Here is a 19914-nt window from a genome sequence, read left to right on the forward strand (position 1 = left end):
CCCGTCCTCCTCGTGAAGGGAACCCCCATGCCCCTTGCTCCCCGCAGGTCCCCTGTCGTCCGTGGTCGGAGAGCGCGTACGCTCCCGGCCCTCCTCGGTCTCCTGGTCGGCTTCCTGGCCGGCGGTCCCGTGACGGCCGCGGACGCGGACGTGCCCGGCGCCACGGCGTCCGCCCCCGCCGCCGTGCCGTACGACTGGAAGAACGTCCGCGTCGACGGGGGCGGCTTCGTCCCCGGCATCGTCTTCAACCGCTCCGAACCCGGCCTCGCCTACGCCCGCACCGACATCGGCGGCGCCTACCGCTGGCAGGAGTCCAACCGGTCCTGGAAGCCGCTGCTCGACTCGGTCGGCTGGGACGACTGGGGGCACACCGGCGTCGCGAGCCTCGCCTCCGACTCCGTCGACCCCGACAAGGTGTACGCGGCCGTCGGGACGTACACGAACGACTGGGACCCCGGCAACGGCGCCGTGCTGCGCTCCGCGGACCGGGGCGAGACCTGGCGCAAGGCCGGCCTGCCCTTCAAGCTGGGCGGCAACATGCCGGGGCGCGGCATGGGCGAGCGCCTCGCCGTCGACCCGCACGACAACAGGGTGCTGTACCTGGGCGCGCCGAGCGGCAAGGGCCTGTGGCGCTCGACGGACTCGGGCGCCACCTGGCGGCAGGTCACGAGCTTCCCCAACCCGGGCAACTACGCGGAGAACCCGGCCGACCCCAGTGGCTACGCCTCGGACAACCAGGGTGTCGTCTGGGTGACCTTCGACGAGTCGACGGGCAAGGGCAGCGGCAGGACGCGGACCATCTACGTCGGGGTCGCCGACAAGCAGAACTCCGTCTACAGGACGACGGACGCGGGCGTCAGTTGGGCCCGGGTCGGCGGTCAGCCGACCGGCTATCTGCCGCACAAGGGTGTCCTCGATGCCGAGAACGGCTACCTGTATCTCGCGTACAGCGACAAGGGCGGCCCGTACGACGGGGGCAAGGGCCAGGTGTGGCGGTACGCGACGAAGAGCGGGGAGTGGAAGAACATCAGCCCGGCCGCCGAGGCCGACACCTCCTACGGCTACAGCGGACTGACCGTCGACCGGCAGCGCCCCGGCACGGTGATGGTCACCGGCTACAGCTCCTGGTGGCCGGACACGCAGATCTTCCGCTCCACGGACAGCGGCGCCAACTGGACGTCGGCATGGGGATATACGTCGTACCCGAACCGCGAGAACCGCTACACGATGGACATCTCGTCCGTGCCGTGGCTCTCCTGGGGCGCGCACCCCGCTCCGCCCGAGCAGACGCCCAAGCTCGGCTGGATGACGGAGGCCCTGGAGATCGACCCGTTCGACTCGGACCGGATGATGTACGGCACGGGAGCCACCGTCTACGGCACGGACGACCTCACCCAATGGGACGCGAACGGCGGCAAGTTCACCGTCAGGCCGATGGTGAAGGGTCTGGAGGAGACAGCGGTCAACGACCTCGCCGCTCCCCCGTCCGGGGCGCCGCTGTTCAGCGCGCTCGGCGACATCGGCGGCTTCCGCCACACGGACGTGTCCAAGGTGCCGTCCCTGATGTACACCCAGCCGAACCTCTCCACCACGACCAGCCTCGACTACGCCGCGTCGGACCCGGACACGGTGGTGCGGGTCGGCAACGCCGACGCGGCGCCGCGCATCGGCTTCTCCACGGACAACGGCGCCCACTGGTCCGCCGGGCGGGAGCCCGCCGGTGTCACGGGCGGCGGCACGGTCGCCGCGGCGGCCGACGGCAGCCGCTTCGTGTGGAGCCCGGACGGCGCGGGCGTGCACACGGCGGCCGGGCCCGGCTCGTCGTGGACGGCGTCGAAGGGCATCCCGCAGGGAGCCGTCGTCGAGGCGGACCGCTCCGACCCGAGGACGTTCTACGGCTTCAAGTCGGGCACCTTCTATGCGAGTTCGGACGGTGGGGCGACCTTCACCGCGAAGGCGGCGGCCGGACTGCCCGCCGAAGGTCCCGTGAAGTTCCAGGCCGTGCCCGGCAGGAAGGGCGACATCTGGCTGGCGGGCGGCAAGGCCGGTGCCACGTACGGGCTTTGGCACTCCACCGACGCCGGCGCCACGTTCAAGAAGGTCGAGGGAGTCCAGGAGGCCGACACCATCGGCTTCGGCAAGGCGGCGCCCGGCGCCTCGTACCAGACGCTCTACACCAGCGCGAAGATCGGCGGGGTACGCGGCATCTTCCGCTCCACGGACACGGGAGCGACCTGGGTGCGGGTCAACGACGACCGCCACCAGTGGGGTTGGACCGGCGCGGCGATCACCGGTGACCCCAACGTCTTCGGCCGGGTCTACGTGGCGACGAACGGCCGGGGCGTCATCTACGGCGACATGGCGTAGGGACGACGCGCAAGGGGCGCCGGGAGCAGCCGAGTTCGATTCGGTTACTCTCGGCGCCTCTGACGTCCACTCCGCGATCCGGGGCCGCTCCGCGATCGTGTCGGCCCCCGGGAGCGCCCCACATGAGTACGCCGCCACCGCCGCCCGCAGCGGGGCGGACCGACGCGTCGGCCGTCCGGATCGGCGCTCTCGCGCCGCTGACGCGGCCCGGCTGGACCCCGGCGGGCCGGCATCTGCTGGCCGGACTCGAACTGGCCGTCCGCGACGTCAACGACACCGGCGGGATCACCGGCAGGCCGCTCGAACTGGTGGTCCGGGACACCGCCGCCGATCCGCGGCGGGCCGAGGCGGCCGTGGCGGAGCTGGCCGGTATGGGCGCGGCCGCCCTGGCCGGGGAGTACCACAGCGTCGTCGCTCGCGCCGCCGCCACCGCCGCCGACGCGCTCGGCCTGCCGTACCTCTGCTCGTCCGCGGTGCTCGACGCGCTCACCGACCGGCCGACGGAGTGGGTCGCGCGGCTGCCCCCGCCGCAGTCCCGCGGCTGGCAGGTCTACGCCGACTTCCTCCTCGGCGCGGGCCACCGCCGTATCGCCGTGGCGGCCCAGCCGAGCCTGTACTGGGCCGCAGGCACCCGCATCCTGCGCGACCGCCTCGCGCCGCACGGCGGCTCCGTCGCCGAACTCGACATGAGCGCGCTCACCCCCGCCGACGTGTGCGACACGCTCGCCGCCGGGCAGGCGACAGCCCTCCTCCTGCTCCTCGGCCACCCGGAACCGGCCATGTCGGTCGTCCGCGCCGTCCGCCGCGACCAGCGGCTCACCGGACTCACGCTCGGCGCCCCCGCCGGGCAGCCGGAGTTCGCCGAGTGGGCGGCCGAGCTGGGCGCCGACGGCGCCGCCGTGCCGTTCCTGCGCTACCTGCCCGAGCACCTCACACCGCTCGGCGCGCGCGTCGGGACGGCCCTCCGCGAGCAACTGGGCGAAGCGCCCTCCTTCGTCGCCTTCGAGGGCTACGACACGGTCGCCGTCCTCGCGGACGTGCTGCGCTCCCACGGCGTGGACCGGGCCCGCACCCCCGCGGCCTGGCCCCGCGTCACGGTCGAGGGCACCCGCGGGACGATCCGCTTCTCCCGCACGCCGGGCAGCCCCGTCCCGCAGTGGGACCGGCCGCCGGTCCAGGTCGTCGACCGGGACCCGGCACGGCCCGAGCGCTTCCGGATCCTGCACACCGGCTGAGAGAGGACGGACGAGACATGGCGATCGTGAGGGAGGCACCGGGAGCCGACGGGCTGCGCGAAGCCGTGGACGTACTGCGCAAGTGGCAGTACGACGGGGCTCCGATGCAGCTGCACCCCGGCGACCTGGGCTGGTTCTGGCGGTTCGGCGCGGCGGCGACGGCCGCGGCGCTGCGGGTGTGGCGCGGGGACGGCCGGATCCTCGCCGTCGGACTGCTGGACGGACCCCGGCTGCTGCGCCTGACGGTCGCGCCGGACGCCGTGCGCGACGAGGAACTGGCGCGGCGGCTGGCCGAGGACGCGACCCGGCCCGCGTGCGGTGTGCTGGTCGAGGAGAAGGCGTACGTCGAGGCGCCACGAGGCACCCTCGTCCTGGAACTGCTCGGCGAGTACGGCTGGCACCTCGACGAGCCGTGGACCCCGCTGCGCCGCGACCTCACGGGGCCGGTGCCGGACCCTGGCGTGCGGATCGAGGTGATCGGAGCGGAACGGGCGCACGTGCGGGCCGCCGTGCACCGGGCGTCGTTCGACAGTGCGTCGTTCACGGACGAGCGCTGGCGGACGATGGCCGCCGGAGTGCCGTACGCCGACGCCCGGTGTCTGGTCGCGTACGACGGCCGGGGCGACGCGGTGGCGGCGGTGACGGTGTGGTCGGCGGGTCCGGGCAGGCCGGGACTGCTGGAGCCGATGGGCGTGCACCCGGAGCACCGGGGGCACGGCCACGGGCGGGCGATCACGCTCGCCGCGGCGGCCGCGCTCCGGGACCTGGGCGCGACGAGCGCGGTCGTCGGCACCCCGAGCGACAACACGGGCGCCGTCGCCACCTACCGGTCGGCGGGTTTCGAGGCGCTCCCGGAGACCCGGGACCGGCGCAGGCCCGCCCGCGAACAGGCCCCCGGCTCCGGGTGATCTCCGTACACTGACGCGCATGGCATGCCGCATCAGTGAGATCGTCCTCGACGTCGCCGACCCCGAACGGCTCGCCGCGTTCTGGAGCGAGGTCCTCGGGTACGTCGAGATCGGCAGGGAGGACGACGGAAGCATCGAGATCGGGCCGCCCGGCACCGGGTTCGGCGGCCCGCAGCCCACCCTGATCCTCAGCCCCGGCGGCGCCCCGCGGCCCGGGAAGCTCCCGCTGCACATCGACGTCAACGCCACCGACCGCGATCAGGACGCGGAGTTGGAGCGGCTGCTCGCGCTCGGTGCGAAGCCCGCCGACGTGGGTCAGACAGGCGACGAGGACTGGCACGTCCTGACCGACCCGGAGGGCAACGAATTCTGCCTGCTGCGCGCCCGGATCCAGCCCGTCTGACCGGGGCCGGGCGTCAGCGGAGCCGGCCCGCGCCCGCGTGCCGGCCGACGACGTGCGGCACGCGCCGCGCGTCGTCGACGCCGGTCCGCAGGGTGGGGGTCCAGCCCGCACCGGACCGCAGGGGATCCGCCGGGAACCGTGCGTTGTGGGCGGCGATCAGGTCGACGGTCCTGCCGTTGACGCGGTTGCCGACGGCGGTGACCGGTGCCTCCTTCCACTTCTTGAGCACGCGTCCCGCGCCGACCCCGGCGGGCAGGGTGAAGGCGTTGGCCTCGGCCACGAGCCGGGACTCGGCGCCGATGCCGAAGCTGTACTGGTAGCCGCTCGCCGGGGCCACGAAGTGGTTGTTGTAGACGTCGACCTTGCCGAAGCGGACGCGCGGGGCCCGCTCGACGACGTTCCGGAAGACGTTGTGGTGCAGGGTGACGCGGAGCTTGCCGCGGTCGGTGTCGCCCGCGCCGTCACTGTTGCCGATCATGAGGGTCTTGTCGTGGTCGGCGAAGACGTTCCAGGAGACGGTGACGAGGTCCGCGCCGCGCACGATGTCGAGTTCGCCGTCGTGCCGCTGGTACAGCTCTCCGAAGTAGGACGGCAGCGTGCTGTCGGGGTGGGCGCCGTCGGTGAACGTGTTGTGGTCCAGCCACACGTGCGTCGAATGGTGCACGACCGCGCTGTCGTACTCGGAGTTCCACGCCCCGGTGGCGCCGTCCGTGGGGTCCCACTGCGGGAAGCAGTCCAGCGGGCTCTCCAGGGTGAGGTTGCGGACGACGACGTCGTCGGCGTCCTCGATCCGGAGGCTGCCGCCGGTGATCCCCGCCTTCCGGCCCACGCCGACGACGGTCGTGCCGGAGGGGATGTACGCCGTGACGGCCGCGGCCTGCCGGGCGGCCGACGCGGCGCGCAGCTCCTCCTGTTCGCCGCTGACCGGCCGGTCCCTGCCCCACACGGCGGGGTCGTAGGCGGCGAGGTACCGCGCGAAGTCGTACCCCTCGGCCTCGAACGTCCCGCAGTCCGCCGCGTCGGCGCGCAGGACGCCCTTGACCTTGATGATCCTGGGGGCGTCGCCGCCCGCGGCCAGCGCCGCCCGGAACTCCTCCCAGGTGGTGACCGTGAAGGTGTGCGCGGCGTCGGCGCCCGCGCCGCCGGTGGTGCCGCCGTCCGCCGACGCCCAGCCGTCGTGCGGCGGCAGGACGTGGCGCGCGGGCGCGGCGGCCTGCGCCGTGGTGCCGGCGGCGGTGGCCGCGAGGACGAGCGCGGTGCAGCATGCGAGGAGGACCCGGCAGGGACCCGCCGCCGTCACCGGTTCTGCTCCTGCCACTCGGCCTGCGCCTTGTTGAGCTGCTCGGCGAGGCTGTCGAGGAAGTCCTTCGCGGACATCTTGCCGAGCAGCACCTTCTGGAAGTCGGGCTCGTTCTCCGCCTTGCTGATGGTGTTCCAGTCCGGCAGGTGGTACGGCAGCTGCACGATCTTCGTGGAGCCGTCGTTGAGGGCGGCGGCCGCGAGCTTGGTCGGCTCCGCCTTCTTCACCCAGCCGTCCTTGGCGGCCTCGGTGTTGGCGGGGATGGCGCCGGCCGACTCGTTCCACTTGCTGTTGGAGGCGTGCGAGGCGGCGAACTCGATGAACTTCCAGGCGGCCTTCTTCCGCTTGCTCGACTTGAAGAGGCCGAGGCCGTCGACCGGGTTGGAGACCTGGACGCGGACCCCCGCGTCGGTCGTCGGGTTGGGCAGACCGCGGAACTTGTCCTTGCCGAGCGCCTTCACGTGGTCCGCGTAGGAGCCGAGGTTGTGGCTGAGCATGCCGATCTGCCCGTTGTCCCACTGCGCGTTCATCTTGGTGAAGTCGTTGTTGAGGTCGGCGGAGGGCGTGGCCTTCTTGTAGAGGGCGGCGTACTTCTTCAGCGCGGCGACGTTCTTGGGGTGGTTGACGGTGGTCTCGTCGCCGTCCCAGAAGGAGCCGATGCCCGACTGGCCGTACATCGCGTCGAGCGCCTGCGCGATGGAGCCCTCGCCGCCGCGGATGGTGTAGCCGAAGCGGTTGGACTTCTGGTCGGTGAGTTTCCGGGCCGCCTCGTAGAACTTGGACCAGGTGGTGGGCGCGTCGAGGCCGGCCGCCTCGAACAGGTCGGTGCGGTAGTAGAGGACGCCGTTGCTGGCGGAGGTCGGCACCGTGTACAGGCGGCCGCCGCCCCCGGCCGCACGGACGCTGTCCACCATGCCCGTGTTCAGCCTGCCCTTCAGCGCGCTGCCGTCGAGGCGCTTGTCCAGCGGCTCCAGGGCGTCCTGCGCGGCGATCCCGGCGAGCATGGCGGCGCCGACACCGCCGACGTCGGGCAGGCCGCCGCCCTGGATGGCGGTGTCGTACTTGGACTGGACGCTCTCCGCGGGCACCCCGACGTACTTGACGTCGATGTCCGGGTTGGCCTTCTCGAAGTCCTCGATGATCTCCTGCCAGATGTCGTGCCGGACGGCGGTGTTGTTGTCCCAGAAGGTGATCTGCCCCTTGCCGGAGCCCTCACCGCCGCTCTCCCCCGCCGCGCCGCTCCCGTCGTCGCCGCAGGCGGTGGCGGTCAGGGCGAGGACGGCGGTCAGGGCGACGGCGGTCGTGCTCGTTCTCGTGTTCATCGTCGGCTCTCTTCTTCAGTGAACGATCCGGAAGTACGTGAACAGGGCGGTACCGGCGGGTCCCGCGCCGGTGGGCGCGGCGGCGAACAGGCCGAGCAGGGCGCCGACCCAGTTCCAGGGGGTGGCGGCGAAGACGGGGCCCGAGGCGCGGAATCCGTCGCCCGTGTCTGCGTAAAAGCGGCAGCGGGCGCCCCCGCCGACCTCGACGCGGAGCCGCGCCGTGCCGTCCGGCGCCGGCCGCGGGCGCTCGGCGTCGCGCTCCGGGCCGCCCCGCTCGGCGAACCGGTGCACGAGCAGGACCGTGCCGTCGGTGTCCCGCTCCAGGCCGATCCAGGAGTACGCGTCGCCGAGCACCGCGAGGCCGGCCCTCGCGCCCGGCGCCCGCGCGGCCAGACCCAGCCGGACCTGCGCGGCGCACGGCGCGAGCGGGAGGCGCTGGGTGAGGACGTGCGGCAGGGTGCGCGGGTCGTCCGCCTGCGGGGTGCGCACACACGCCAGTCGCAGCCCGTCCCCGGAGTGCGAAGTGGCCCATCCGGGGCGGGGGTTGGCGGTCCACTGCCACTGCCGTCCGTGGCGCCCGCCGGGGAAGTCGTCGTCGGTGGCGGGCGCGGACCGGGGCTGCTCGGGGAGCAGCGGCTTCCTGTGTACGTCGACGGGGGTCCCGTCGGCGCCGAGCGCCGGCCACCCTTCGGCGTCCCAGCGCATCGGCTGGAGGTGGACGACGCGCCCGTACGCGCCGCGCTGCTGGAAGTGGAGGAACCAGTCCTCGCCGCGCGCGGTGCGCACCCAGCCGCCCTGGTGCGGCCCGTTGACGTCGGTGCCGCCCTGCTGGAGCACGATGCGTTCCTCGTAGGGGCCGTGGAAGCGGCGGGCGCGGAAGGCGCCCTGCCAGCCGGTGGCGACCCCGCCGGCCGGGGCGAAAATCCAGAACCAGCCGTCGTGCCGGTGGATCTTGGGCCCTTCGAGGGTGAACCAGCCGGGGATCCGGTCGCCGTCGATCAGCGTCCGGCCCTCGTCGAGGAGTTCGCGGCCGTCGGCGCTCATGAGGTGCCCCGTGATGCGGTTCTTCACGCCGGACCGCGACGTGGCCCAGGCGTGCACGAGGTGGGCGGTGCCGGTCTCCTCGTCCCACAGGGGGCACGCGTCGATGAGGCCCTTGCCGGGTTTGAGGAGGTGCGGCCGGGTCCAGGGGCCGCGGATGGCGGGGGCGTTGACCTGGAAGACGCCGTGGTCGGGGTCGCCCCAGAAGATCCAGAACCGCCCGCCGTGGTGGCGCAGGGCCGGCGCCCAGATCCCGCAGTCGTGCCGGGGCACGGCGAAGGCCTCCGCGGGTTCGAGGCGCTCGACGGCGTGCCCGATCAGCGTCCAGTTGACCAGGTCGCGCGAGTGCAGCAGGGGAAGGCCGGGGGCCCGGCCGAAGCTGGACGCGGTGAGGTAGAAGTCGTCGCCGACGCGCAGCACGTCGGGGTCGGACCAGTCGGCGGCGAGCACGGGGTTGCGGTAGGTGCCGTCGCCGAGGTCCCCGGTGGCCCGGCCCGGTCCGGGTGCGTTCACGCCGTCACCGCCTTGCGCACAAGGGCCGCTGCCTCGTCGCGGTCCGGGGCGCCGTCGGCGACGACGGTCACCACGCGGCGTACGACGGTGTCGCCCGGCGCGACCGTCAGCCGGGTTTCGGCGGCGAGGGAGGAGCCGACGCCGGGGTACTCGGCGGCGCGCACGAACCACGGGTCGTGGCGGGTGGTCGCGGTGGCCCCGGCGAACACCAGGGTCCAGCCGTCGCCGGACAGGGCGAGCCAGTCCGCGCGGGCGGTGTGCCCCGCCGCCTCGCCGTCGGTGTCCGCGGTGAACACGCGCGGGGGCGCGGACTCCTTGGGGGCGCGCCAGAAGAAGCCGCCGTATCCGGCGCCGGGGCGGCCGTTGGTGGCGGGGCTGCCGAGGGAGAGCTCCGCGCCGGTGGCGTTGGTGAGGGAGAAGGTGAAGTCCAGTGCCCAGGCCGTGGCGGTCAGTTCGACGGCGGCGACGGTGCGGCGCTCGCTCAGCAGCACCTCCGGCCCGGCCGACCAGGTCAGGTCCTCCACGAAGCCGTCGGGGTCGTGGAGTTTGAACCCCTGGTGGCGCTGGACTCCGTGGTTGTCGAGGTCGACGGGGCCGCGGTCCCGTACGAAGGTGCGGCCGCCCCAGAAGTTGCGGCCCGCCACGTCGGGGACGGCCACGCCGACGCCGAGGTGGTGCGGGTGGTCGGCGGGGCGCGCTGCGCTGACCGGGGTGCCGGCGAGGGTGGTGACGGGGTGCAGGTAGGGGCGCGGGGACAGGTGCGGGGCCGGCTCCGGCCGGTAGGCGTAGCGGCCGACGGGCCGTCCCGCGCAGCGCAGGACGAGGGAATGGTTCATGACGTACTCACCTCGCTGTGAAGGTCGTCGGAGCGGGCCGGGCCCAGTCGGTGCCCAGCTCGGAGTAGAGGCGCAGGGTGTCGGCGGCGGCCGTGACGAGGCCGTCGATGCCGTGCACGACGCGGCGTTCGGCGTGCTCGCCGGGGGCCGTGCTCCAGAACGGCGCGGGCAGCGCGACCGGGTCGGGGGCGGTCCTGACGGCCTCGACGACCCGCATGAAGGCGCCGGTCGCGGCGGGCGGTACGAGGAGGCGGGCGCGGCCGGTGAGGTGTTCGACCAGGTTCTCCAGGAGGTCGGTCCTGCCGTGGCGGGTGGTGTGCGCCGGGACGGGGTCCGCGCCCGTGCGGCGCACCTCCACCCGGTCCTGCCGGTACCAGAAGGTGATGCGGCCCCGGGTGCCGTGCACGACGACGTACGGTTCTACGCTCGTGTGTGCGCAGAGCGTCGCCGCCACGGTGATCCGGCCGCCGTCGGCCGTGTGGACACGTACGCAGGAGGTGTCGTCGGACTCGATGGCGTGGGCCCGGAACAGTTCGGTCTCCACCGAGGCGACGTCCTCGGCCGCGGAGGCGCCCGCCAGGACGAGGGCGGTGGCGACGGCGTGCGCGAGGGGGTTGGTGAGGACGCCGTCGACGACGTCCGCCCCGTCGAGGCGGCGGCGCCCCGCCCAGGGCGCGCGGCGGAAGTACGCCTCGTCGCGCACCCAGGCGCCCGCGCCGCCGACCCCGGTCACGTCACCGACCGCCCCTTCGGCGACCAGCGTGCGGATCGCGGGGACGGCGTGCGAACCGAGTGACTGGAAGCCGATCTGGACCGTGGTGCCCGCCGCGGCCGCGCCGTCGGCGATTCGCCGGAACTGGGCGTAGGAGGGGGCGGGCGGCTTCTCCAGGAGCAGGTGGACGCCGCGTGCGGCGGCGGTGAGGGCCAGGGTGGTGTGGGTGGGGATGGGGGTGCAGACGACGGCGACGGCGGCGCCGGTGGCGTCGAGCAGCCCGGCGAAGTCCTCGGACTGCGCCACCGGGCCGAACCCGGCGAGTTCCGCGCCGTCGAGCGGCCGCAGCTCGCAGACCCCGACGAGGCGTACGAGACCGGCGTCCTGGAGGCGGCGGATGTTCTCCAGGTGCCGGGCGCCGTGGCCGCGCGCCCCGGCCAGGACGACGGGCAGCGGCAGCCGCAGGCCGCTCATCCCTTCACCGCCCCGGCGCTGAACCCGGTGACCAGCCACTTCTGGATGAAGGCGAAGACGATCACCACGGGCACGGCGGCGACGACACCGCCCGCGGCGAGCGCGCCCAGGTCGACGCTGTCGGCGCCCATGAGGGTGGCGAGGCCCACCGGGATCGTCTGCTTGCCCTGGTCGCTGAGGAACATCAGGGCGAAGAGGAAGTGGTTCCAGCTGTGCACGAAGGCGAAGGAGCCGACGGCTATGAGGCCGGGCCGCAGCATCGGCAGGACGATGGCGCAGAAGGCGCGGAAGCGCCCGCAGCCGTCGACCCAGGCGGCCTCTTCCAGGGAGTACGGCACGTTCTTGATGAAGCCGCTGATCAGGATCATGGAGAGCGGGAGCTGGAAGACGGTCTCGGCGACGATCACGCTGCCGAGCGAGTTGATCATCTGGAGCTCGGCGAAGATCTGGAAGAGCGGCACGAGCATCAGGGCGCCGGGGATGAACTGCGAGCACAGCAGCGCCAGCATGAAGCCGCGCTTGATCCGGAAGTCGAAGCGGGCCAGGGCGTAGCCGCCGGCGAGGGCGACGAGCGTGGTCATCACCATGGAGGCGACACCGACGAGCAGGCTGTTCTGGAAGAAGGTGGCGAAGCTGCGCTCGGTCCACACCTTGTCGAAGTGCTCGAAGGTGACCGGCCACGGCACGAGGGAGGTGGAGCCGCTGGGCCGCAGGGCGAAGAGGAGGATCCAGTAGAAGGGGACGAGGGTGAAGAGGAGGTAGAGGCCGAGGGGGAGGTAGATCTGCCAGCGGGGCGCCTCGTCCCAGGCGCGCTTCCCGCCCTTGCCCGGCTGCTGCCCCTGCCGGCGTTGCGGCCGCTGTCGGCGCGTGGCGGTCGCGGTGGTCGTGGCGGTCACTTGTCCTGCCCCCCGAACTTGCTGAGCCGCAGATAGAGCAGCGAGCAGAAGAGAAGAATCACGAAGGCGACGGCGGTCAGCGCGGAGGCGTAGCCGAAGTCGTGGGAGTCGACGGCGATGGAGGCGATGCGCAGCGGCAGGGTCGTGGTCTCGCCCGCGGGGCCGCCGCCGGTGAGGGTGTAGAGCAGGTCGACGTTGTTGAACTCCCAGACCGCGCGGAGCAGCGTGGACAGGATGATCGCGTCCTTCAGGTGCGGCAGCGTGATGTGGAAGAACTGCCGGAGGCGGCTCGCGCCGTCCACCTCGGCCGCCTCGTACAGGTCCTTCGACACGGACTGGAGGTCGGCGAGGATGAGGATCGCGAAGAAGGGGACGCCGCGCCAGAGTTCGGCGACGACGACGGCGGGGAAGACGGTGCCGGTGTCGGAGAGCCAGGAGGTGCCGTAGGAGCCGATGCCGGCGTCCGCGAGGTAACGGGTGATCCCGGTCTGCGAGTTGAAGATCAGCAGCCAGATGGTGGAGGTCAGCACGCCGGAGACGGCCCACGGCGAGAAGACGAGGGCGCGGGCCAGCGCGCGGCCGACGAAGGTCTGGTTGACGAGCAGGGCGAGCGCGAGCCCGAGCAGCAGTTGCAGGACGACCTCGACGGCCACCCACTGGAAGCTGAAGCCGAGGGTGCGCCAGAAGTCCGGGTCGTCGGTGAACGCGGTCACGAAGTTCTCGAAGCCCGCGTAGCCGTTGCGCCACGGCTTGGTGGGGTTGTGGTGGCGCAGGCTGTAGTAGAAGACGCTGATCACCGGGTAGGCGATGAAGCCGAGCATCAGCAGGGCGGCGGGGGCGATCAGCAGGTAGGGCAGGCGGCGCGGGGTGGTCCCGGTTCTGCGCCGCTTCTTGTGCGGGGGTGGCGGCGCCCCGGCGGTGCCGGTCGGCGGCTTCGCCACGGCTGCGGCGTGGGCCATGACACTTCTCCGATCGTGGATGTGCGAGTGAAGCGCTTCGCATACAGCGTTCGGTATCTCGAACAAGAAAAAGTGGGCCGGGTGCGGGGATCAGCCCGCGTACGGGTCCGGCACCGTGCCCGGCCTGGCCAGGAACGCGAAGTCGCACCCCGTGTCGGCCTGGGTGATCTGCTCGCTGTAGAGCGCGCCGTAGCCGCGCCCGTAGCGCTCGGGCGGCGCGGTCCACGCGGCCCGCCGGCGCGCCAACTCCTCCTCCGGCACGTCGAGTCGCAGGCTGCGGGCCGGCACGTCGAGGGTGATGAGGTCGCCGGTGCGCACCAGGGCGAGTGGCCCGCCGACGTGCGACTCGGGAGCGACGTGCAGGACGCACGTGCCGTACGAGGTGCCGCTCATCCGCGCGTCGGAGATCCGCACCATGTCGCGCACGCCCTGCTTCAGCAGGTGGTCCGGGATGGGCAGCATGCCGTACTCGGGCATGCCGGGGCCGCCCTTGGGGCCGGCCCCGCGCAGGACGAGCACGTGCTCGGGGGTGATGCCGAGCCCCGGGTCGTGGACGGTGCGCTGCATGGTGCGGTAGTCGTCGCACACGACGGCCGGGCCGGTGTGCCGGAGCAGCCGCGGGTCGGCGGCGATGTGCTTGATGACGGCGCCGTCCGGGCAGAGGTTGCCGCGCAGGACGGCGACGCCGCCTTCCGCGGCGACGGGGTTGTCGCGCGGGCGGATCACGTCGTCGTCGTGGACGCGGGCGCCCGCGAGCTGCTCGCGCAGGGTGTCGTGCGCGACGGTGGGGCGGTCCAGGTGCAGCAGGTCCGTGATGCGGGAGAGGAACCCGGGCAGCCCGCCCGCGAAGTGGAAGTCCTCCATCAGGTACTTCTCGCCGCCCGGCCTGACGTTGGCGAGGACCGGCACGGTGCGGGCGGTCCGGTCGAAGTCGTCGAGGGTGAGCCGCACCCCGGCGCGGCCGGCGAGCGCGATGAGGTGGATGACGGCGTTGGTGGAGCCGCCGAGCCCGAGGACGGTGGTGACGGCGTCCGCGAAGGCGTCCGCGGTCAGGATGCTGGACAACCGCAGGTCGCGGCGGACGAGTTCGACGATCCGCAGCCCGGCCGCGGCCGCCATCCTGTCGTGCCCGGAGTCGACGGCGGGGATGGACGAGGCGCCGGGCACGGTCACGCCGAGCGCCTCGGCCGCGGCGGTGAGCGTCGAGGCGGTGCCCATGGTCATGCAGTGCCCCGGGGAGCGGGCGAGGCCGCTCTCCAGTTCGGTCAGCTCGCAGTCGCCGACGAGTCCGGCGCGGTGGTCGTCCCAGTACTTCCACATGTCCGTGCCCGAGCCGAGTCTCTCGCCCCGCCAGTGCCCCGGCAGCATGGGCCCCGCGGGCACGAAGACGGCCGGCAGGTCGACGCTCGCGGCGCCCATGAGCAGCGCGGGCGTCGTCTTGTCGCAGCCGCCGAGCAGCACGGCGCCGTCGACGGGATAGGAGCGCAGCAGCTCCTCGGTCTCCATGGCGAGGAGGTTGCGGTAGAGCATGGGCGTCGGCTTCTGGAAGGTCTCGCTGAGCGTGGCGACCGGGAACTCCAGGGGGAAGCCGCCCGCCTGCCACACGCCCCGCTTGACGGCCTGGGCGCGGTCGCGCAGGTGGGAGTGGCAGGGGTTGATGTCGGACCAGGTGTTGAGCACCGCGATGACGGGCTTGCCCAGGTGCTCCTCGGGGAGGTAGCCGAGCTGCCGGGTGCGGGCGCGGTGGCTGAAGGACCGCAGCCCCGCGGAGATGCTGTCGCCGTACCACTGGCTGCTGCGCAGCTGTCGGGGCGGGTGCGCGTCCGTGCCGGTCATATGGACCACCCCGCGACGATGGCGGCGACCTCGGCCCGCTCGGTCTCGGGCAGGAGGCTGCTCGGGGCGCGCACGTCCCGGCGGCAGAGTCCCAGCGCGGCGAGGGCTTCCTTGACGACGGTGACGTTGTGCGCGGAGCCGTCGGCGGCGCGCAGCTCCTCGAAGCGGCGGATGCGCGCCCACACCGCCATGGCTGTTGCGTAGTCACCGGATCGAAGCGCTTCGATCATGTGCAGCGAAAGGCTCGGGGCGACGTTCACGAGCCCGGAGGTGAAGCCGGTGGCGCCCGCCGAGAAGTACGAGGGTGCGTACGGCTCCGCGAGTCCGGCGACCCAGACGAACCGTTCGAGCCCCGCGTCGCGCGCGAACCCGGCGAAGCGGACCGCGTCCGGCACGGCGTACTTGACGCCGATGACGTTGGGGCAGGCGTCGGCGAGTTCGGCGAGGCGGGCGCCGGGCAGGGCCGCGTCGCGCAGATAGGGGACGACGCCGAGCCCGGGGACGGCCTCGGCGATCGCCCGGTGGTACGCCACCCAGCCGTCGTCGGAGACGTAGGGGTGCACGGGCTGATGGGCCATCACCATGTGGGCTCCGACCGCCTCGGCGTGCCGGGCCGCGGCCACCGCGGTGGGCACGTCGTGGCCGACCCCGACGAGGATCGCGGCCCGGCCCGCCGCCTCCTCGACGGTCGACTCGACGACGGCGCGGCGCTCTTCGGGAGTCAAGGCGTAGAACTCGCCCGTGTTGCCGTTCGGCGTGAGGGTCCGCACCCCGGCGTCGAGCTGCCGGCGCAGCAGCTTGCGGTGGGCGCCCAGGTCGACCGAGCCGTCCTCGGCGAAGGGTGTCACCGGGATCGCCACGACGTCGGCGAGCGCGGCACGCCGGTCCGCGAAGGACGGCGGTGTCACGTGGGTCACTGGAGGTTCCCTTCCGAGGGAAAGGCGCGCTCCACGAACGACGCGATGTGGCGGCGCAGCGCCTCGGCGGCGCCGTCGGCGTCCCCGGCGAGGGCGAGCCGCAGGATCTCCTGGTGCTCGGTGGCCTCGCGGGCCCACGAGGGGTCGGCCGCCCAGGCGACGGCCGAGACGAGGGCGGCCTGGTCCCGCACCTCGTCGAGGAGGCGGCCGAGGAGCGGGTTGCCGCAGGCGGAGTACAGCGTGCGGTGGAACTCCCGGTTGGCCAGGGAGCGTTCGGCGGCGTCCTCGGCGACGTCGGCCCGCGCCAGGGCGTCACGCGCGGAGTCGAGCGCCGCGCCGCGCCGGACGGTGCGGCGCAGCGCCTCGGGCTCCAGGAGCAGCCGCACGTCGTACACCTCGCGCGCCATGGCCGCGTCCACGGTGCGTACGGCGGCGCCCTTGTACTGGCTCATCGCGACGAGCCCGGTGCCCGCCAGTGTCTTGAGGGCCTCGCGGACGGGCGTCTTGGAGACCCCGAACTCGCCGGCGAGCTCCGTCTCGACCAGGGGCTGACCAGGCCTCAACTCACCGGTGAGGATGCGGTGTTTGATCGCTTCGAGCACGAACTGCGTGCGCGAGGGGATCGGGGTCGGCACGGACGTCATGGGCACCCTCAGATCTCACGTATCGCGTCTCATATATGACGTACGAAGTACGACGCGTAGAAGCTAAGAGCGCGCAAGGGCTTCGTCAACGCTTCTGACAGAAGAAGCGCCCGGATTCGACCCGCCGCTACTCGTTCGACGCTACGTCGGCGGCGTTGCTGGGGAGTTCTCCCCTGGTGACGACGTGCCGGGCGACGGCGGTGAGCAGGAGGCGGTGGTGGCGGGCGTGGCGGCGCATGACGTTGAAGGCCGCGTCGGGGGAGATGGCGCGGTGGGCGGCGAGGAACCCTTTGGCCTGCTCGATGATGATGCGGCTGTGCAGAGCGGTGTGGAGCTGTCCGTTGACGGTGTCGGCCTCCTGGAGGGTGCGGGAGTGGAGCAGACCGATGGTGGCCGCGTCGGCGAAGGCCTGGGCCATCATGAGGTCGTCGGCGGGCAGCGGGCTGTCGGTGGCGCGCAGGAGCAGCAGGCTGCCGAGGGTCTCCTGGCGCAGCCGCAGGGGGACCGCGCTGGCGTAGGTGTAGCCGGACTCGCGCGCCAGCGCGGTGAAGTCGCGCCAGGCGTCGGGGGCGAGGGCGAGGTTTCCGGGACTGACCATGTCGGACGTCCGGTACGCGTCCAGGGCCGGGCCTTCGGTCAGGGCGAGCTCCAGCAGCGCCTTCAGGGCGGGGCTGGGGTCACAGGGGGCGGGGCTGTACAGCTGTGGCCCTGGGTAGGCCAGCAGGACCGCGACGTCGGCGACGGCGAAGATGTCACAGCAGCGAACGGTCAGTTGCTGGAGGAAGTCGATGACGTCGAAGTCGTCGACGAAGGTGTCGGCGAGTTCGACGAAGGTTTCGGCGATCTTCTGTTCTCGGCTCATGCCTTGGCTCCTCGGTATACGGGCGCCTTGCGGCGGCCCGCACCGGACGGCGGGTTCACGACGGCAGCTCCCGCAGGATCTCGCGGGCGGCCTCGGTCAGGGGCCGCCCGGAGGCGTAGGCGCGGGCCCGCAGCCGGACCAGCGCCTCTTCGAGCGGCACACCGAGCCGGTAGCTGAGCACGCCGGTGGCCTGATGCACCTCCGCCCAGTGCAGGTCGACCGCGCCCGCCTGCCCCGGCCCGTCCTGGGAGGTTTCGGCACCCGGCTGCCAGGCCAGCAGCCGGCCGGTCAGCGCGTCCGCCACCCGCAGTCCGTCCGCCGCCTGCCGCGCGGTCAGCGGCCCCGGTGTCCGGCGGTATCCGGTCAGCGTGCCGAGCAGTGCAACCCCCGTCCTGACGGGCCACACGAACATGGCCCGCACGCCCAGGGCCTGGGCCTCGGCGGCGAACTGCGGCCACTGTCCACTCGCTTCCGCGTCCGCGCCGAGGTCCTCGACCTGGCACGGTTCCTCACTAAAGTCATCCGCTGTCCCCGGCCCCTGTCCCAGGGTGAACTGCGCGTCCAGCAGCCGCGCGCTGGTGTCGTCGCTGAACCACACCAGCTCCGCCCCCCACTGCAAGGAGACCGCGATCCCCTCCAACCCCAGCGCATGCGCGCATCGCACCGCCCACATGCGGTGCTCACCAGCTTCGGCGGCCCGCTCCAGACCGACAAGCAGTTCCTGCACAGACACCCGGCGCTCCATCACTGAGCCTTCCACGCCGCACTGCGAACCGGCTCTGGAAGACGGCCACCTTCCGTAACCGAAATCTACTCCTCAGCGGCCCGCCGGGGGGACCTTCGCGAAGAACGGGCCCTCGAAGCGCTGTCCTTAACCCTTGCGGGCGGCCGTCGCGGGTTCCGGACTGCGGTGGTCCTGCAAGTGGTAGACGTTGAACGCCTTGCGGATGACGGGCTGGGCGACGTTGCGCACCGGTACGCCGCCGCTGGTCATGCCGTGTTCGGTGCCCGCGTGCGCGTGGCCGTGGACGGCCAGGTCCGCGCCCGCCTCGTCGACCGCCTCCGCCAGCAGATAGCTGCCGAGGAACGGGAAGATCTCCAGGGGTTCGCCCGCGAGCGTGTCCGGCACGGGGGCGAAGTGCGTGAGCGCCACCCGGGTGCCGCAGCCCTGCTCGGCCAGCTCCTCCAGAGAGGTCCGCAGGCCGTCGGCGCAGCGCCGGGTGTAGCGGATGAACTCCTTCATCAGCGGTTCGCCGAACTCGCTGCCGCTGCGGCCGACGAATCCGCCGCCGAACCCCTTGGTGCCCGCGACGCCCACCCGCGCCCCGTCGACCTCGACGACCGTGCCCTCCCCTTCGAGGACCCGGACGCCGGCTTCGCGCAGGATGGCGGTGACCTTCTCGGGCTGCTCGTCGTGGTGGTCGTGGTTTCCGAGCACGGCGACGACGGGCACCGGCAGACCCGACACCTCCTGGGCGACGATCCGCGCCTCCTCCGGGGTGCCGTGGCGGGTGAGGTCCCCGGCGAGGAGCAGCAGGTCAGCGCATTCGTGCAGCGTCTCGAAGGCGGGCCTGAGCACTCCCTGGCTGTCCAGGCCCATGTGGATGTCCCCGACGGCGGCGATGCGGATCATGACACTTCCTCCGGGTGGTCCGGTGCTGCCGACTCGGCCACCACGACGTCGAAGTGGACGGTCTGGCCTGCCAGTTCCTCGTTGACGGTACGCAGCAGCTCTTCGCGGCAGTGGGTCGTGGGCACGGTCCCGACGACCGCGACGGACGAGCCGCGGGACTCGACGCGGATGCCCAGTTCGCCGAGTTCCTCCGCGGCGAGCCGTTCCTTCAGATGGGCGATGCGGTACTCGACGTGTGCGTGGTCGTTCATCGGTCTGCTCCTCGCGGTGCGATGACTTCCAGGCGTTCCAGCAGGAAGAGGAAGGCGGCCGGCATCGGCGTGTCCCCGTACTCGTCGCGGAGCGCCTCCCAGTCGACCTTCTCCCGCAGCTGCCGCGCGATCGGCAGGACGGCGCCGAAGTCGCAGTGGTGCTCGGAGAAGGCGGCGAGCAGGGCCCGCACCAGGTCGGTCGGCGACAGGACCGGCATGTGCACCGAGTCCATCGGCAGTTGCACGGCGCGGCCGAGGAGCTCCGTGGTGACCGGCTGGCTGGCCAGTTCGAAGATGAGGTCGATGTCCTGGCCCAGGCACTTGGCCTTGAGCAGCCAGTCCTCGGGCGGCGCGTAGACCGTGAGGCCCGCCTCCTCCAGTGAGGCGGCGACCGCTTCGGCGTCCTCCGGCCTGATGCAGAAGTCGGCGTCGTGCTGGAGGTTGCCGGTCCCGCCGTGCGCGTACACGGCGACGCTGCCGGCGAGGGCGAAGTCGTGGTCGCGCCGCTTGAGGATGGCGGCGACCTGCTTCGCCGCCTCCAGGATCGCCTGGTTCAGGTCGGGCGGCAGCTCCTCCGCGGGCACCTCGTGCGGAGGTCCCCCGGCCGGTGGTCCCGCCGGGCACGGCGCGGTGACCCGGCGCTGCGCGTCGGGCGTGGTGTCTTCTGCGTTCGACGTCACCTTCTGCTCCGTTTCCGGAGACGGCTCTCGGCACCGTTGGTGCGGGCCGGCGGTCTCCGACGATCCCTTTCCCAGGCAGCACCGGTACCCGGGCCACCGGGTTCGACACGGGCCGCGGGGCATAT

Annotated in this window: 19 protein-coding genes; 4 read left to right on the forward strand and 15 right to left on the reverse strand. The window is 72.8% G+C overall.

Going from position 1 to position 19914, the window contains the following annotated elements:
- Positions 1-27: 27 nt before the first annotated feature.
- The 4 genes from ACZ4Z4_RS31550 to ACZ4Z4_RS31565 all read left to right on the forward strand — a co-directional run bounded on the left by ACZ4Z4_RS31550 (position 28) and on the right by ACZ4Z4_RS31565 (position 4913).
- A complete protein-coding gene (locus ACZ4Z4_RS31550; RefSeq protein ID WP_468334876.1) occupies positions 28-2367 on the forward strand; it encodes a WD40/YVTN/BNR-like repeat-containing protein in 2340 nt (779 codons plus the stop codon).
- A 122-nt stretch (positions 2368-2489) separates the two neighbouring features.
- A complete protein-coding gene (locus ACZ4Z4_RS31555) occupies positions 2490-3602 on the forward strand; it encodes an ABC transporter substrate-binding protein (protein WP_468334878.1) in 1113 nt (370 codons plus the stop codon).
- A 17-nt stretch (positions 3603-3619) separates the two neighbouring features.
- On the forward strand, positions 3620-4510 hold the full coding sequence (locus ACZ4Z4_RS31560; protein ID WP_468334881.1) for a GNAT family N-acetyltransferase: 891 nt from the start codon (positions 3620-3622) through the stop codon (positions 4508-4510).
- Positions 4511-4529: 19 nt separating this feature from the next.
- The gene (locus ACZ4Z4_RS31565) at positions 4530-4913 is read left to right on the forward strand and encodes a VOC family protein (protein ID WP_468334884.1); all 384 of its coding nucleotides are present in this window, start codon (positions 4530-4532) and stop codon (positions 4911-4913) included.
- A gap of 13 nt (positions 4914-4926) precedes the next feature.
- Here the strand turns inward: ACZ4Z4_RS31565 and ACZ4Z4_RS31570 are convergent, their stop codons facing one another.
- From ACZ4Z4_RS31570 to ACZ4Z4_RS31640, 15 genes are all read right to left on the reverse strand, one after another.
- On the reverse strand, positions 4927-6231 hold the full coding sequence (locus ACZ4Z4_RS31570) for a pectate lyase family protein (RefSeq protein ID WP_468334887.1): 1305 nt from the start codon (positions 6229-6231) through the stop codon (positions 4927-4929).
- Entirely contained in the window at positions 6210-7535 is a 1326-nt protein-coding gene (locus tag ACZ4Z4_RS31575; RefSeq protein ID WP_468334890.1) for an ABC transporter substrate-binding protein, read from the reverse strand. The genes ACZ4Z4_RS31570 and ACZ4Z4_RS31575 overlap by 22 nt, the downstream gene beginning before the upstream one ends.
- Before the next feature lie 15 nt (positions 7536-7550).
- On the reverse strand, positions 7551-9089 hold the full coding sequence (locus ACZ4Z4_RS31580) for a glycoside hydrolase family 43 protein (protein ID WP_468334893.1): 1539 nt from the start codon (positions 9087-9089) through the stop codon (positions 7551-7553).
- Positions 9086-9925, reverse strand: a complete 840-nt coding sequence (locus ACZ4Z4_RS31585; protein WP_468334896.1) for a DUF6807 domain-containing protein — start codon at positions 9923-9925, stop codon at positions 9086-9088. Before ACZ4Z4_RS31585 ends, ACZ4Z4_RS31580 begins: the two co-directional genes overlap by 4 nt.
- A gap of 7 nt (positions 9926-9932) precedes the next feature.
- The gene (locus ACZ4Z4_RS31590; RefSeq protein ID WP_468334899.1) at positions 9933-11111 is read right to left on the reverse strand and encodes a Gfo/Idh/MocA family protein; all 1179 of its coding nucleotides are present in this window, start codon (positions 11109-11111) and stop codon (positions 9933-9935) included.
- On the reverse strand, positions 11108-12007 hold the full coding sequence (locus ACZ4Z4_RS31595) for a carbohydrate ABC transporter permease (protein ID WP_468334902.1): 900 nt from the start codon (positions 12005-12007) through the stop codon (positions 11108-11110). The genes ACZ4Z4_RS31590 and ACZ4Z4_RS31595 overlap by 4 nt, the downstream gene beginning before the upstream one ends.
- A complete protein-coding gene (locus tag ACZ4Z4_RS31600; RefSeq protein WP_468334905.1) occupies positions 12004-12966 on the reverse strand; it encodes a carbohydrate ABC transporter permease in 963 nt (320 codons plus the stop codon). The genes ACZ4Z4_RS31595 and ACZ4Z4_RS31600 overlap by 4 nt, the downstream gene beginning before the upstream one ends.
- A gap of 90 nt (positions 12967-13056) precedes the next feature.
- Positions 13057-14802 carry an L-arabinonate dehydratase gene (gene araD / locus ACZ4Z4_RS31605; protein WP_468334907.1) on the reverse strand — a complete coding sequence of 582 codons (1746 nt, stop codon included), beginning with the start codon at positions 14800-14802 and terminating at the stop codon, positions 13057-13059.
- Positions 14799-15710, reverse strand: a complete 912-nt coding sequence (locus ACZ4Z4_RS31610) for a dihydrodipicolinate synthase family protein (RefSeq protein ID WP_468334958.1) — start codon at positions 15708-15710, stop codon at positions 14799-14801. The genes araD and ACZ4Z4_RS31610 overlap by 4 nt, the downstream gene beginning before the upstream one ends.
- Positions 15711-15715: 5 nt before the next feature.
- Positions 15716-16363 (reverse strand): GntR family transcriptional regulator, encoded by a 648-nt coding sequence (locus ACZ4Z4_RS31615; RefSeq protein ID WP_468334910.1) that lies wholly within the window; start codon positions 16361-16363, stop codon positions 15716-15718.
- 127 nt (positions 16364-16490) lie between these two features.
- On the reverse strand, positions 16491-17225 hold the full coding sequence (locus ACZ4Z4_RS31620) for an ANTAR domain-containing protein (RefSeq protein WP_468334913.1): 735 nt from the start codon (positions 17223-17225) through the stop codon (positions 16491-16493).
- 55 nt (positions 17226-17280) lie between these two features.
- Positions 17281-17958 (reverse strand): ANTAR domain-containing protein, encoded by a 678-nt coding sequence (locus tag ACZ4Z4_RS31625; RefSeq protein WP_468334916.1) that lies wholly within the window; start codon positions 17956-17958, stop codon positions 17281-17283.
- A 138-nt stretch (positions 17959-18096) separates the two neighbouring features.
- Entirely contained in the window at positions 18097-18858 is a 762-nt protein-coding gene (locus ACZ4Z4_RS31630) for a metallophosphoesterase family protein (RefSeq protein WP_468334919.1), read from the reverse strand.
- Positions 18855-19109, reverse strand: a complete 255-nt coding sequence (locus ACZ4Z4_RS31635; protein WP_398299834.1) for a hypothetical protein — start codon at positions 19107-19109, stop codon at positions 18855-18857. The genes ACZ4Z4_RS31630 and ACZ4Z4_RS31635 overlap by 4 nt, the downstream gene beginning before the upstream one ends.
- Positions 19106-19789: a nucleotidyltransferase family protein gene (locus tag ACZ4Z4_RS31640; protein WP_468334922.1), complete on the reverse strand. Its 684-nt coding sequence runs from the start codon at positions 19787-19789 to the stop codon at positions 19106-19108. The genes ACZ4Z4_RS31635 and ACZ4Z4_RS31640 overlap by 4 nt, the downstream gene beginning before the upstream one ends.
- Positions 19790-19914: the final 125 nt, after the last annotated feature.

The organism is Streptomyces sp. NPDC030245 (assembly GCF_055572995.1).